Annotated in this window: 4 protein-coding genes; 1 reads left to right on the forward strand and 3 read right to left on the reverse strand. The window is 58.2% G+C overall.

Annotation, left to right across the window (positions count from 1 at the left end; genetic code table 11):
* Nucleotides 1-88: 88 nt before the first annotated feature.
* The gene (locus PF66_RS15255) at nt 89-6595 is read right to left on the reverse strand and encodes a non-ribosomal peptide synthetase (protein WP_054063136.1); all 6507 of its coding nucleotides are present in this window, start codon (nt 6593-6595) and stop codon (nt 89-91) included.
* 168 nt (nt 6596-6763) lie between these two features.
* Between PF66_RS15255 and PF66_RS15260 the strand changes: the two genes are divergently transcribed.
* Nucleotides 6764-7561 carry a cupin-like domain-containing protein gene (locus tag PF66_RS15260; protein ID WP_054063137.1) on the forward strand — a complete coding sequence of 266 codons (798 nt, stop codon included), beginning with the start codon at nt 6764-6766 and terminating at the stop codon, nt 7559-7561.
* 28 nt (nt 7562-7589) lie between these two features.
* Here PF66_RS15260 and PF66_RS15265 read toward each other — a convergent pair whose 3' ends face one another.
* Nucleotides 7590-9269: a condensation domain-containing protein gene (locus PF66_RS15265; protein WP_054063138.1), complete on the reverse strand. Its 1680-nt coding sequence runs from the start codon at nt 9267-9269 to the stop codon at nt 7590-7592.
* Nucleotides 9262-15753: a non-ribosomal peptide synthetase gene (locus tag PF66_RS15270; protein ID WP_054063139.1), complete on the reverse strand. Its 6492-nt coding sequence runs from the start codon at nt 15751-15753 to the stop codon at nt 9262-9264. Before PF66_RS15270 ends, PF66_RS15265 begins: the two co-directional genes overlap by 8 nt.
* Nucleotides 15754-15861: the final 108 nt, after the last annotated feature.

Below are 15861 nucleotides of genomic sequence, written 5' to 3' on the forward strand. Positions count from 1 at the left end.
ATGTGGGCGGCCTTGTACTGACCGCCTAGTGGAGACCTCATGCGCCGCCTACCACAGACCACCTCGCAGGCGACTATCGGATGGACTATCAAAAATCGAACGTTTCGAATTCATCGCATGACAGCTCGTCGAGGCGTGCGGCGAAGGCATGCAGCACGGGAATATCGAAGATGTCTCCCATAGACACCTCGATATCGAATTTATCACGGATGCGCGCCACCAGTTGCCCAACCAATAATGAGTGGCCGCCCAGCTCGAAAAAGTCATCGTGCCGGCTAATATCGTCGACTGCCAATAGCTGCGACCATGTCGCGACCAGCCAAGATTCGGTGTCATTGATCGCGGGTTCGTACAAGCGCCTGGAAAAATCTTCCGACGCTGGCATTGGCAAGACCTTCACATCGACTTTGCCATTCACCGTTAATGGAAACTGTGCAATTTGCACATAGGCGACCGGCACCATATAAGCTGGCAAAATACCGGACAAATACTCACGAAACGCAATCGGTGAGGGTGGGACTTCATCAGGTTGACCGAGGCGATAATAAGCAACGAGTCGAATCCCGCCGCTTGCTGATGCAAGAGCAACGACGTGAGCTTGTCCGACGGCAGGATGCATGGCCAGCCGCGCCGAAACCTCTCCAAGCTCGACACGGAAGCCACGGACATTCACTTGTTCATCTGCGCGCCCTGCGTATTCCAGCTCGCCATTGTCGAGCAAGCGTCCAAGGTCACCACTGCGATACATGCGCGCCCCTGACCGGGCAGAAAATGGGTCGGGCACGAAACGCTCCGCAGTCAATGCCGGCAGCCTGTAATATCCCCGAGCAACCCCTTCACCAGCAATCCAAATCTCGCCCAAGATGCCGTTGCCTGCAGGCTGCAACTGCTCATCTAGGACATACACATGCCGCCCCGAGATCGCTTTGCCGACCGACCTCTGGGCCCATGGTTGTGTGTCGTCCTCGCTCAAGCGATGCCAGGTCGTATGGATCGTGCCCTCGGTGATACCATACATGTCGATAAACTGGGTTTGGCCAGCGGCATCGGCATCGAACCAACCACGAAGCAGTGCCGGATCCAGCTGTTCACCTCCAAAAATCACCTGACGCAAGCTATGGGCTCGAGGTGCACGCAGGTGCTCCTCCACTATCTGCGCGAACGCACCTGGGGTCTGGCTGAATACCGTCACCCTCCGCTCACAGAGCCAACGGTACAGTTCTCCGGGGATGCGTGTTAGCGCTGCAGGGACCATCAGTACCTTCGACCCGGCGCGCAGACCGCCGAACAATTCCCATACCGAAAAATCGAAAGCGATCGAGTGGAAGAGACTCCAGACATCGTCCTGTAACGCGCCTATCGTGCCCACGAGAACGTCCAGCAGCGAGCGGACCTGGGCGTGCTCCACAACCACTCCCTTTGGACGCCCTGTCGAGCCAGAGGTGTAGATGACATAAGCCGCAGCTGCGCCGGCGATTTCAACATCGAGCCCGTGAGCCGCAAGCCCTCCCCAGGCTGCATGTTCCATGTGATAGTCAAGCCATGCAGCATCGCTTTCTCCCGCCAGCGCTTGGCGCCCCTCGTCATCGATGATCACCAGCAGAGGCTGGCTGTCTTCGATGATCTCGAGCATGCGGCCCTTAACCGATTGCGTTTCAAGCGGCACATAAGCGCCACCGGCCTTGAGTATCGCCACAATTGCGATGACCAGTTCGATGCTCTTCGACATCGCCACCGCGACATGACTGCCAGCGCCGACACCGCGTGAGCGCAGATAGCGAGCCAGCTGATTCGCCGAGGCATCCAGTTCCAAGTAACCGAGTTGTCGCGAACCCTCTTCGATCGCAACGGCATTCGGGGTCATTCGCGCCCAATGGGACACGCAATCGTGCAGACAGGCGGAACTCGATGAAGGAATCATGGCGGCAACATCGTGAGCGCGGAGCAGACGATCAGATGCTAGACCGGAACTCGCATCGGAAAACAGGTTGCGCTCCTCAACCAATGCCACCAGCACACACTTGAACGTCTGAAGGAAGTCAGCGACAGTGTCCTCGTCGAACAACGCAGTCGCGTAAACCCATGTCCCCCCCACCTCATCGGTGCGCTCTTCCATCATCAGGGCCAGATCGCATTGCGTGGTTTGAATCTGCGGATGCACCTCGCTGATTTCCAGCCCTTCGAGCCGAAACTTGGCGGTCGGTGTGTTCTGCCAGACCAGCATGGCCTGGAAAAGGGGATTGTAGGCACGGTCACGAACAGGGCGTACCGCGTCGACGATTTGCTCAAACGGCACGTGTTGTCGCTCCTGCGCATCGATCGTCAGTTGCTTGATGCGCGCCAACAGCTGCGCCACCGAAGGCTTGTCGCCCAGACGTATATGCAGGGGCAAGGTGTTGACGAAGCAACCGATGAGCCCCTCGAGCTCAAGCGTAGTACGGTTGGCCACTGGCGTACCAATAACCACCGATGTCTGCCCCGCCAGCCTATCCAGCAACACGGCATAGGCACCCAGCAAAATCATGTAGAGCGTTACACCGTGACGTCTCCCCAGTTCACGTAGGGCAGCCGTCAAGGCACAATCGAGAGTGAAGGTCAGACATTTCCCTGCTGGATCCTGAATCGCGGGGCGAGCACGTTGCGCAGGCAGCTTCAGACAGGCTGGCGCGCCGGCCATATGTTTGCGCCAGTAACGAAGATCTTCATCATGCACAACCATGGTCTCACGTTGCCACAGCGCGTAGTCCGAATATTGCAGCGTCATCGGCATCAGAGGGTACATGTCGCCGTGGGCGAAGTGCCCATACAGCCCGGACAGCTCGCTGGCGAGCAGGCTCATCGACCAGCCATCGGAGATGATATGGTGCATTGTAACGAGCAACACATGTTCATCAGCCGCGAGCTGAAGCAAAGTAGCGTCAATCAGGGGCCCACATGCCAAGTCGAACGGTCGCTGGGCAGCATGGGCGAACAGCTTGGCCACGTGCAACTCGGCGTTTTCCTCGATCGCTATCGCTTCGACGCGCCAATTGAACCCCTCATCGGCAGAGACAACGACCGGCTGCACAACACCTCGCTCTTCGATGAATACGGTGCGAAGAACTTCGTGGCGCTCGACCACCTCCGCGAAGGCGGCCCTTAAGGCAGCGCTATCGAGCGCTCCCCGGATCCGCAAGCCGCCGCTCAGATGGTAGGCAAGACTCTGGCGACGATCGAGCCGACTCAGGAACCACAGTCGTTCCTGGGCAAACGACAATCTAGCCGGACCTCCCTGGCGCTTGATCACACGCTCCTCTTGTGGTTTAGCTCGTTCGAGGGCGAGCGCGAAATCCTTGAGCAACGGATAGGCGAATACATCACGAACGCTGAGCGCGACCTGTGTCAGGGAGCGAACTCTCGATACCACCCTGATAGCCAGCAGTGAATGACCGCCCAATGCGAAAAAGTCATCATCGACACCAAATACATCGCGCTCCAGCAACTCCCGCCACACGCCTGCCAGCAGTGACTGCATCGGCGTCAATGACACCAGCGACATAGGCTCGTCGGACCGGTTGACATCAGGCGAAGGCAATGCGGAGATGTCGATCTTGCCATGGGTATTGACCGGCCATCGCGCTACTTCAAGGTACAGGGCCGGCACCATGTAGGCGGGCAGCACCTCGCACAATCCAGCACGCAAGCGCTCGCTGTCGAGGGCTGCACCGTCTTCGCAGATGATATAGGCAATCAGCCGCTGTTGATCAGCAATGACTTTGGCATCTCGAACGCCGCCAACACCTCGGAGTGTCGACTCCACCTCCTCCGGTTCAATGCGATAGCCCCGCAACTTGATCTGCTTGTCGTTGCGGCAAACATACTCGAACTGCGCGTCCCGATTCCGCCGCCCGATGTCGCCCGTGCAATACAGACGCGTGCCGGGCGGCCCATAGGGATCAGGCAAGAAGCGGGCAGCGGTCAACGCGGGACGATCGAGATAACCTCGTGCGACGCCTGCACCACCAATGCAGATCTCTGCGGCCAAGCCTTGTGGCGCCAGACGTCCGTATCTATCAAGAATATAGGTACGGCTGTTATCGAGAGCGTTGCCAAGGGGCAATGTTCTCTCTGAGCGGGCATGATCCGCAGTCAGCTCGCCCATGATGGAATTGACCGTCGTTTCGGTCAGGCCATAGCTATCGCCAAGGCGTATTTCCTGAGTCCCCGAGGCCTTGAACCAGTCGCGCAAGGCGTCATGCTGCAGCTTCTCGCCACCCGCCAGGATAAGACGCAATGGCGGCCTGGGCAGGCAGCCTTGGTCACCCGTGGCGACCTGCTGTGCCCAAAGGTGCCAGAATGCGGTCGGCAGATCTACCACGGTGACACGATGACGCGCCAAATAGCGCACGAAGGCATCGTCAGGCGCCACCGGACCATCGGGGCGCACCACGATGGCGGCGCCCACGCTCAAGGCAGGGAAAATCTCGGCAATGGCATTGTCAAACGAGGGCGAAGCGAAATGTAGTACACGATCCTCTTCCCCCAGCCGACACCATCGCGCATGCGCACGCATGAATGTGACGACGTTGCGGTGCTCGACCGTAACGCCCTTCGGCTCCCCAGTAGAGCCTGAAGTGAACATGATATAAGCAGCTTGCTGCGCAGACACGCGCGGCAAAGACGACGGTGCATCGACGTCCTGGGTGCCAGACCAGCGTTCGAGCTGCCGCAGGTCAACATGAGCCAGCCCCAACTCGCGGGCCAACTCAGCCCCCTCGGCCCCGCTCAATACAAGAGCAGGCCGCGCAAGCCGAATCAGCAAACGCAGACGTGCTTGCGGATAGCCAGGATCAAGCGGCACATAGGCCCCTCCAGACTTCATCACCGCGAGCATCGCCACGATCATCTCGATCCCGCGAGGCAAGCACAACGCGATCCGGTCTTCCGCGCGCAGTCCAAGATTGCGCAGGTGCGTCGCCAATCTGCTCGCTCGCGTATCCAGCTCGAGATAATCGATGGTCTCCGCGTCGCTGATCAGACAAGGTGCCCTTGGCGTACGTGCAACCTGCGCCTCAAAGAGGCCATGTACGCTGTCACGGGCTAACAGAAAATCATCGACTCGCCCGTTCGAAGGGACGAGACGAGCCATTTGTTCCTCCGGGATCACCTGCAGATCGCTGACAGCACGATAAGGTGCGTGCTCCACCGCTACCGCCAACTGCTCTAACGCCTGTTCACAGTAGAGCGCAACCCGCTCAGGTTGCAGATCGGCCAAGGTCTGCACCTTCAACACCAGCGCCTGACCGGAGTCATCGACCGTAAGCACCAGAGGGAAACTCGTGCGCTCACTGACCAGGTCATCTTCCGAGCGCTCGGCCAATGGCGCTACGGACGATGCGGGCAGGTAACGGTAATCGAGCAGTGCCCCCGTCAGCGCCCCGCTCCCCTCAACGCCGCTACAGCGACGGGCCAGCGAGAACGGCGCATGCTCGTGTTCGACCAACTCACCTAACAGTCGTTGTGCCTGAATCAAACTTTGGCTCACGTCCAGGCTCAGCAAGTTCAGACGGAAAGGCAAGGTATTGACCAACATACCTAGCATGTTGGAAGTACGAGCCCGGTCGTTCATACGCCCAGATAACACCGTACCGAAAACCACGTCCTGTACCCCGCTCAGGCGCGACAGCACCAGCGTCCATGCCACGTGCAGAATTGCGGGGATGCCGACACCATGACGCCTCGTCAGCTCACGTAGACGTGTCACCAGAGAAGCATCAAGCACTGTCCTGGCCTCACCGAGCACCGCTCGTGCATCCACCGCGTCCAATAGTCCCAACGGTGCAGTCGGCTCACGTAGATCGCCAAGCCGTTCGCGGAAAAACGCCTCATCGCGTTGCGTACCGAGCGCCCAAACCTTTACTGCGTAATCTGGGAACTGATTCACGATCGGCAGGCGTGCCTCATCACCAGCCATGATCAGGGACAACTCGTCTTGCATCAGACGCAAGGAGGTGCGATCCCCCACCAGATGATGAGACAGGATCAACAATGACCAGCCACCGGAATTCGATCGGGCGAAAAGCCCTTTCATCAGCGGAGCGGTACTGATATCAATGCGATGCTCAGGTCCTAGTTGGTCGGTCAGCCATTGATCGCTGGCACCCTGCACCGGAGCCTGGAGCTCCAGTATCGGCAACTCAACGGCACGTAGCACCACCTGCAAGGGCATAGCGAGCCCTTCCCACAGCACTGCGGTTCTCAGGACCGCATGGCGTTCAACCACCTTACACAGAGCCAGGACAAAACGATCAAGCGCATCGCGGCTTGTGAAATGAACAATCTGATGACGTAAATATGGGTCGGCATCGCCAGCCAACATATGATGGTACAGCAACCCCTCCTGTAGGGAGGTCAGAGGGTAGATGCCTTCGAGGTTCGATTCTCCCCCCGGCACCAAGGAAACAATCGTTTGTCGATCACGCGCCTCGCAAATAAAGGTTTGTGCTCCCTCGTGTTGTGTCGAGTCGATCAGGTTCTTTTTGACAAGCCTCTGGCGTAACGCTTCGCGCTGCTCCGCCGTCAACGATGGCGCGTTGACATAGGGTTCATCACGCATACATTCTTCCCTGAACAATTGTTTTGATTGGCACATCGATCAGCAATGATCGAGCTGTTCTGAAATGTCTATTGATAGAGTCGCATAGATCCTTCTAAGATGTCTTGTCAAACGACAGCGCCAAGACAATAGAATACTCTCTCCCTCGCGATCTCGGCCTCATTGATCATGTCAAATCACCCCCTACCACCTGCGCCGCTGGCGATAGATATTATCACCGCCCCCACACCCGAGACGCTCAACAGTCTCTACATCACACCGGGCAAACCCGTGCTCATTCGCGGCGTAACGGATCATTGGCCCGCGCGTTGGAAATGGTCCCATGAGTACTTCGCCAAACATGCCGGCCATACAACGGTAACGGTCAGCCGCCAAAGGGGCCGCGACGCGCAAGACATGCTGCTTGCCACATACCTGAAGTATCTCGAGTGCACTCAAGAAGCCGATCCTTTGTATCTGTGCAATTGGATTTTCGAACGCAATTGCCCGCAACTACTGAACGATTACGAAGCACTCGACCTGTTCGAGCGTCTAGAAGCGAAACTGCCTGAAAACTTGCGACCGCAATGGCGCTGGATGTTCATCGGACCGGCTGGATCAGGCACTCATCTGCACGTCGATGTTCTCGACACCAGTGCCTGGAATGTCGTGATTACGGGTCGCAAGCGCTGGCGGTTCTATTCTCCGGATCAGCAGGCCCTGATGTATCAAGGTCATGTAAACACTTTCGAACCTGACCTGACGGCCCACCCACTCTTCGCCCAGGCCCAAGCGATCGAATGCGTGCAACAACCCGGGGATCTTGTGTTCACGCCCAGTGGCTGGTGGCACCAGGTTCTGAACGAACGAGGCGGCATTTCAATCACAGAGAACTTCATTGATCGAGCCAATCTCGAACGCGTCAAACAAGCTGCACAACGGGCAAACCTTGCCTATCTGGACCAGGCCGTCGCCGCCATCGGCTGAAACGGCGCGGCCGGCTGGAAAATCGCGCTCATCGAATGAGTTCAACGACCTTCGAGAGATCCAGCGATGCTTTATCCGCCCAAGTGCTGCACAGCTGCTGTAGCCGGCTGATCAACTCTTGCGCCTGAGTACTGGAGCAGACCTGCGATTGATAACGCAGAGTGAAACGCACACGCTCCGCTTGCTCGCAGACGATGACCAGTGGGTAGCCCTCGTTGATGTGAAACTGCATGTCCTCTACCTGCAGTCCTGTCGCCACTCCAAATAACCGACCCACAGGGGCATGGTTCTCGTGCACGTAGATGGCATCGAAAAGCGCCGACTCGGCCGGCCAACCGATACTGCGCTTGATGTCAGGCAGCGAATCATGTGCGCGCTGTTGCAGACAGGCGATGCTGGACTGCATGGCCCGCGTCCACTGCTTCAAGCTTCGGCCGCCGTTGAGCGTCGCTCTCAAAGGCAGTGTGCTGATCAAGTTACCCACGGTGTCGGCGTAGTCCGAATGCTCGGCATGTCGTCCAGACGTCACTAGGCCCACCAACAGGTCACGGCGGTCGAACGTTACCGCAAGCGCCAACGCAAACCAGGAAGCAAAGGCGCTGGCCATCGTCAGTTGCGCACTGACTAGCGCATCACCAAGCGCACCAGTGATTTCTTGAGAAAGCTCGAACGAGAGTTCCTCGGGCGTGGTGACATCCGATTGCCTGCCTAGCAATCCCGTGACATCGACATGCGCAAGATAATCGGCCCAGAATTGTTGTTCAGCCCGAGCTCTTGCTCGCGTGTCGAGCAGAAGATGGCGATAACTCGGATCCTCTTCTACGTGCAACGCTGAGTCTATCGCCAGACCGGCATACAAGTCCGCAAGCTCGATCATCAGACATTCTTGAGCTCGTCCGTCGGCGATTAGATGGTGTTGTGTCCAAATCCACAAATGCCGCTCTGCGGACAACCTCACCAGGCAAATGCGCAACAGTGGTGGGAGGGAGAATTCGAAAGGAAGTTCGCGCTCGCGACGCTTGAGCTGATCCAGCTCCGTGACGCCTGTCTGTACGTCAGGCGACTCATAGCGCAGCATCACCGTCACATTTTCATGGATTTGCTGGCTGTGGCAAGCACGAAGGCTTTCTGGAAAGGCCGTACGTAACGCGGGGTGTCGCTTTATCAGTAGACGCAACGCGGTCTCGAAACGCCCAGGATCAAGCGCGCCCACCAGCACACAGCTGAATTGCGAGACATAGAGCGAATCCTGCGGGTTGGCCAAGCAGTGGTACAGCATACCCTCCTGGGCAGCCGTGGAGGGATAAATACCACTCTCGGCCTGGCCTGCCGTCACAACGGTATCAATCGAGAGGCTGGTGCTCGTCGCACAAGCCGCCAGATGCTGGGCAAGCGCGCGCACCGTGGGGTGATTGATGATGTCCTGCATGGCTATATCAAGCCCTGCGCGCCTGGCCCGCGCAGAGATGCGGATGCTCTTGAGCGAGTCACCGCCTAGCGCGAAATAGTTGTCCTCCACCTGGACGGGACGGGCAAACGACTCACTCCAGATATCTAGCAGCTTAGCCTCAAGATTGGACAGCGGCTCCCCCTCCACCTCATGGCTGGTGGCGCTCGGTGCAGCCACCGTTTGCCCAAGAAGCTCGGAGAGAAACTGCTGTTTTTCCTTCTGCTCATTGAAACCGGTGGGCTTGGAACGGCTATGCATAAGGTTCGTCCAGTGTAACGTTAAGTGAAAGGGGGGCAGGTAGCGCCGGACCAGGAAAGACCGCTTCGCCCAGCATGTCCTTGATGGAGTCGTACTGGGACAAAAACTCGAACGTCGTAGCGATAGCCGCGCGGACTTGCTCGACTTGATCACGCGAGACATGCCGTGCATCGTAATCGAAAAGAACCCGCAGACCGTCTCCAAGGTGATCCTGGTTAAAGTGGACGGTCAGCGGCACATAAGTTTGGTCGGACGCATAGTGACTGGCCACCTTCAGTGGAAGTGCCTGCAAGCCGCGATACACATGAAAATGCGTATATACGAAGAGCGCCTGAAACAACGGACGCCCGTCATTCATAGCGACCAGTCGAGCATAGGGAAAGCGCCGGTACGGTAAATAGCTCTTCTCTATGTCAAAGCAGGTGCGCAGCAATTGCCCCCAACTCATGCCTTGCAGATCGATAGCTACCGGGAGCAGATTATTGAATACCCCGATGCAACGGTCGCCACCGCTCAGCTCTGGCCTGCCATTGAATTCAACTCCACTGCGCTGCAACGTACTGTTGGTGACGCGAGCCAATGCGTAGAAATGGATCGCCATCAGCAGATTCTTCAATGGTACCCGTGCCACTTGGGCGATAGCCTTGAGACGTTCCACCGGTCGGGCCGTGGCCTGCCAGGTCAGCCGACGGTGCAGCCCACCAGCGGACAGCGACGGTGCCTGTGTATCGGCGAAACACCCGGTCTCAAGCACATTAGCCCAGAACTGGGCATGGGCCGCACTGGTCAGCGCCTGACGCTCCAAAGCCACGAACTCGGCATAGCCGAGCAGTGGGCGTCTGGCCGTATCCGGCACCTTGCCCATGCTATAGGCAGAATAGACTTCTAGCAGCTCCGTCAACACGGTTGCCACACACCAGCCGTCGAGCGAAGCATCGGCAAAGGTCAACTGAAAGCGCTCTTGATCGAGCAAGTGGACAGTGCAGCGGAAATGGGGTGCCACTTCCCACGTGAAAGGCCTTTTTTTCTCCGCCTCTATCCAGGACTTCAACTGGCGCTGACGCTCGGCCTCGGTGAACTCGGTCAAGTCCTCGACCGCCAGTTCCACCTCCACGAACCGGTGCAGGATCTGCACCGGTTCGGCAAAGCGCTCCAAATCGACAGAGGTTCGCAAGAAACCATGCTCAGCAACGACATGGCGCAACGCACGGTGTAACGCCGGCGCGTCCCAACGAGCAACGAGTTCCAAGGTTGTTACGAAGACCTCGTAGTGATCATCGTTGAAAAACTTGTACACGATTCCCCGCTGCAAATAGCTCAGCGGGTAAGCATCCTCGAACTCAGCCGTTTCCAGAACCGAACGCTCCTGCTCGCTTAGCAGACTGAACGGCGCGACGGCTGGGACAGCGGGCTGCACATTCCCGCTGCTGGCGAGGGTCTCCTGTATCCCAGCGAAACTGCTGCTACGGAATAAGGCTTGAACCGACAAGGCAATGCCGGCCTCGCGAAGACGACCAATCAGATGCAATGCCAAGATCGAGTCGCCACCGCACTCGAAGAAATCATCAGCATCGCAAGGAACAGGCCCGCCCAACACGGCCTGCCAATGCAGCGCAAGTTGGTCGCGAAGGCCGGTGGCGCCAACAACCGGCGCGTCAGCGCCGTCACGACGTCGCTCGGCGCGCAACTGCGCGCGATCGACCTTACCGTTAGTCAGCAATGGCCATTCCGTCAGCAATCGCCACTCTCGAGGGACCATGAATTCAGGCAACCATGCCCGCGCATGCGCCTCGATCTCTATCCTGGTCAACGCTACCTGATGGTCGATGTGCACAAATGCGCAAAGTCGTGCAGGGCCAACCTCTTCCACAAGCATGACCACCACGTTGCGAATCCCCGGTAGACGGCTGAGTGTCTGCTCGATTTCGCCGAGTTCGATGCGATATCCAGAGAGCTTGACCTGACCGTCCAGACGTCCGAGGTAGAATATGTTGCCATGCTCATCGAAACGAGCCCGATCGCCGGTGCGATAGCTCCGCGATCCCCTTCCCAAGGGTGGCGGGATGAATCGGTCAGCGGTCAACGCCGGCTTACCGATATAGCCAATCGCCACTTGTGGCCCGGCAACCACAAGTTCACCCTCAGCCCCAGGAAGTACCGGAACGCCCTGTTCATCGACTATCGACACCTCGCAGTTCGGTGCAGGCCGCCCGATGGAAACCTCTGTCGAGTTCGCAAACAGCTCGGCATAGGTCACATCGATACCGGCCTCCGTGGGCCCGTAAAAGTTAAAAAGGCGTACGTGGGGCGCGCAGGCGAAAAATGCTTGGACATGGGCCGGCAGCATCGCTTCACCACTGCACACTACGTGCCGTAACCCTGCGATTGCCTTGCGTACACCGTCTATGCCCAACCAATGGCTCAGCACAGAGGGAACGAAATGCATGATGGTGACCCCATTGCGCAAGACCGCATCGGCCACCGCTTCGGGATATCGCTCGTGCTGGGGTTGTATGCAGACAGCCTTGGCGCCCAGTGCTAAGGGGGCAAGGATTTCCCAAAGCGAAACATCGAACGTCCAAATCGTCTTCTGTACGAACACATCATCGGCTGAAAGCGCAAGGCGCTCGATCATCCAGTCGAGTCGATGATCAAGAGCTCGGTGGTCGACCAGAACCCCTTTGGGCTGCCCCGTACTACCGGATGTGTAAAGCACGTAGGCACCCGCATTAGCGCACGCGAATAGATTCATCGAATCGCTTGATGCCAATGAGTCCCTCGTATCATCCGGCGTAGCGATCAAGGGCAGGGTCAGGCCCGCCTGGAGTGATTCACTATTCGCTATCACCGCGACAGCACCACTGTCACTTAGCATGTAGTCACGCCTGGACACGGGTGTCGATGGGTCAATCGGAAGATAGATACCCCCCGCCAACATCACCCCCAGGCAAGCAGCGACGCCCAACGGACTGCGCGGCAGCATAACGGCCACTACGACCTGGCGCTTATCAGTGGCATGCGCACGCACCTGCCTGGCGTAGGCGTCAGCCATGACCAGCAAACGCCCGTAGGTCCACACCTCACCTTCACCAGCGGGGATCAGAGCGATCGCATCGGGATGCGCCAAAGCCTGCCCGACGATTCGCGCCATAGTGGATGGTGGGGGGCTGCCCGCTTCCTCACCCCACGCCTGCAATTTACAAAGGATCGTTGCGGGCAGTGCCATTGCTGCGGACAGCCGACGATTACTGCCTTGGGCAATGACCGCTAGCGCCGAATGGAATTGCTGGACCCATGACCACACCAACAGCGAATCCAGCGCGTCATGACGATAGTCGACACACAACTGCAAATGGTCATCGTCACCCAGCAACTGTATCTGCATGGGATAATGCACAAAGGCCGGCGGCAGTTGGAAGGGCGACACCTTCAGTCCACCAATATCGAAGGAGGCGAACTCTCGTTCAAACGCAATCCCAACGGATTCGGCGCCGACATCGAGCCCTGCCATATCGAAGTAGGCAAACACGACATCGAAGCAGGTGCCCGACGTACTGCCGCTGGCGGCCAGGTCCGTGCCCAACTGCGAAAGCGGCACGGCCTCGTGGGCCAGCGCGCTAGCCAACCGATTTCTGACATCTAGGAGCGCGTCATCGATGCACGCATTAGCAGTTACCTCGGCTTCCATTGGTATCAGGTTGGCGAACATCCCCACCGTGTCACGATACCGAGCAGCACGATTGAGTAAAGCAACGCCATATCGGACGCGTTCGCGACGCGTGAGAATGCCGAGGCTTGCCTCCATTGCCAATTGCAACACACAGCCAACCGTCACGCCCACTTCGGCCGCTCGAACACGAATCGCCGCGACCAGGTCCTTCGACAACTCACTGCGATGCCTACGCGCCTCATACCGTTCAAGACCTTGCGCCAGGAGGGGTAGGCGCGGATCACAGGCCGAGTTCAGTTTTGACTGCCAGTAATGTGCATCGTTCTGGGCTTGCTGAGACCCCAGATAAGCCTGATGTTCCTGACAAAAATGCCGATAGAGCGCAGCGTCAGGCGACTTGTGCACAAGCTCATCGCGCGAGACGGCTTCATACAACGCGAACAGATCACGCCAGATAATGACGAACGACCAAAAGTCGGTAATAGCATGGTGGACTTGAAGCAAGAGAAACGCCCCACCCTCGCGTCGACGTAGCAGTACCACCCGATAAAGTCGAGCAGCATCGATTTCTATACCCTGAACACTCCATTCATGCAGACGGGCGGACGCAGTTGCATCCTGCATGCCCAGGTCTTCAAAAACGAGCGAGGGCGCACAATCAGCGTCGACGACATAACTTAGCTCACCGGACGCGAGGCTGAAATGCCCGCACAAAGCCTCATGCCGTTCTTCCAGGCGAGCCAGCACGAGCCGCAGCCGATCTGGCTCGATCTGCCCCTCGATACACACTGCACGTTGCAGGGTGTAAATCGGCTGACCCGCCAATGTCTGCGCAAACACCAAGGCACGCTGGTAATGCGTCGCCGCAACGCTGCGAGCGCTTACAGGTTCAGGGGGCGCTATGACCTGTGGTACCGATGGGTGAATTTCATCGAGCAGATCGCCAAGACGAGCGCCGGCATACATCCGTGCCCGATCAAGGACACAAGCAAAGCGACGCTCCCACTCAAACTGGATACGGACAATTGTCAACGAATCCGCTCCCAGCTCGACCAGGGTTCGCTCTAGATCAAGCTCGTGCGCGGCGCGTCCGAGCAGATGCGCAACAGTTTCCAGCGGGCCCGCCCCGGCACCGGGCTCAGGGGCCGACTGCCGATGTGCGCGCATGATATAAGAGCCCTGCAAAGGCTCAACCTCGAACATTTCGCGCACACGATCGCGTTGCAGCTTACCGCTGCTGGTACGAGGCAAGGAGCGATGAGTGAACAACACCCCGGCAACGGCGATCGGGAACATGGCTTCGATCCGTGAGGCACAACGCTCGCCAAGTACAGGAAGGTCGTCCAACGCAATGGCGCTCGGTCGCACTTGATAGACGAGTGTCACCGTCTGTCCACCATCTCGGCTCAACGCCGCCGCGCTGTTAGGCGTAAAGCGTGAATCGAGTTGCAGCATGGCAAACTCGATGTCGGTGAAGAAATACTTGCGTCCGGCCACCGTGATCGCGCTGCCTATACGGCCCAGCACATGAATGCCGGAGCTTGCGATGTAACCCAGGTCCCCAGTGGCCAGGTAGCGCCTACGGGGGACCTGAGGTAGGCAATGGTCGAACGCATCGCTATCGATTTGCCCATTGCGCAAGTAGCCTTGCGCAAGACTCGGAGCGCTAACCCAAATCTCTCCGACCTGACCAGGCTCGCATTCACGACGGGTTGCCGTGTCAACGATCCTGATGTCGACATCTGTGTCCTCAGGCATCCCACAGCTGGCAAGTGCGCCCATGGTAGCGAGAGACTCACCGGCAGCCTGCTCCCCCCGTTGCGCGGGGGCGTCATGTGCAAGACCACGCCGTGCGCTGATCATGAGGGTGGCTTCAGCCATGCCGTAAGCAGGGCACAGGGATCGGCTATCGAAGCCATGGCTGGCAAACCGAGTCGCGAACTTTGCCAGCGTGTCATGGCGAACCGCTTCCGCACCACACACGGCGCTGGACCAGCTTGAAAGATCGATGCCCTGCAGCTCATGCTCCGGTATGTGAAGACAAAGCTCATAAGCGAAGTTCGGGGCGCTGCTGACCGTGCCGCCAAACTCATCGATGACCCGCAACCAACGGGACGGACGTTGCATGAAAGTGGCTGGCAGCATATGCACACTTGTCGCGCCCAGGTGATAGGGCAGCAACAACTTGCTTACCAATCCCATGTCGTGGTGCAGCGGCAGCCAGTTTACGAATCGCGAATGCTCGTCGAAGCCAAATGTACGCATCAGCAAGTCAAATTGGGCCTCAAGCGCCTTGCGGCTGACCACCGATCCTTTCGGATCGCGGGTAGAACCTGATGTGTACTGGACAAAGGCGACCGGGGAGTCCACTCGAGCGGCTGCGCGAAAGCCACACTCAAAGCGCTCCCCGATTGCGACCACCGAGACATCGGTGTACTGGCGCAACACGTCGATCGCCCCGTGTTGCTGTTGCATCGCATCAACCAGCAGCACTCTGGCCTGAGCGTCGCGAGCGATCGCCAGCAAATGATCGCCAACACTGAAACGCTTGAAATTGGATGAGAGGCCAATCGGCACGGCACCGATGTACTGGCAGGCCAGGAATGCGGTGGCAAAGCGCAGCGGGTCTCGCAGCGTTATCATCACATGCTGCCCGGCACGTACATCACAGCCATGCTGGAGAAACGCAGCGGCCTCGCGAACGGCCTCGTCCAACTCCGCGAAGGTGAGTGAAGTGGAAGCGTTCACACCGTCACGCAGATAATGGATGCTGTTGGAACGGGTGCGCCCTGCCTGACCGAGCTTACAACTCATACTCGTGCCTCACGGCCTACGCTGACCAGCCTATCTGGCGCACGAGGGCTCCTCAATCGAGCGCTGATCGCTACTGCGGAACCTCGCTTGCAGAGCTGATTTTGAAGG

This window comes from Pseudomonas asplenii, from assembly GCF_001293465.1.
GTDB lineage: Bacteria > Pseudomonadota > Gammaproteobacteria > Pseudomonadales > Pseudomonadaceae > Aquipseudomonas > Aquipseudomonas fuscovaginae_B.

Excerpts from the sequence above, each read along its gene's own strand:
- PF66_RS15270 (WP_054063139.1), bottom strand. The coding sequence starts at position 15,753 with ATGAGTTGTAAGCTCGGTCAGGCAGGGCGCACCCGTTCCAACAGCATC.
- PF66_RS15255 (WP_054063136.1), bottom strand. The coding sequence starts at position 6,595 with ATGCGTGATGAACCCTATGTCAACGCGCCATCGTTGACGGCGGAGCAG.
- PF66_RS15265 (WP_054063138.1), bottom strand. The coding sequence starts at position 9,269 with ATGCATAGCCGTTCCAAGCCCACCGGTTTCAATGAGCAGAAGGAAAAA.
- PF66_RS15260 (WP_054063137.1), top strand. The coding sequence starts at position 6,764 with ATGTCAAATCACCCCCTACCACCTGCGCCGCTGGCGATAGATATTATC.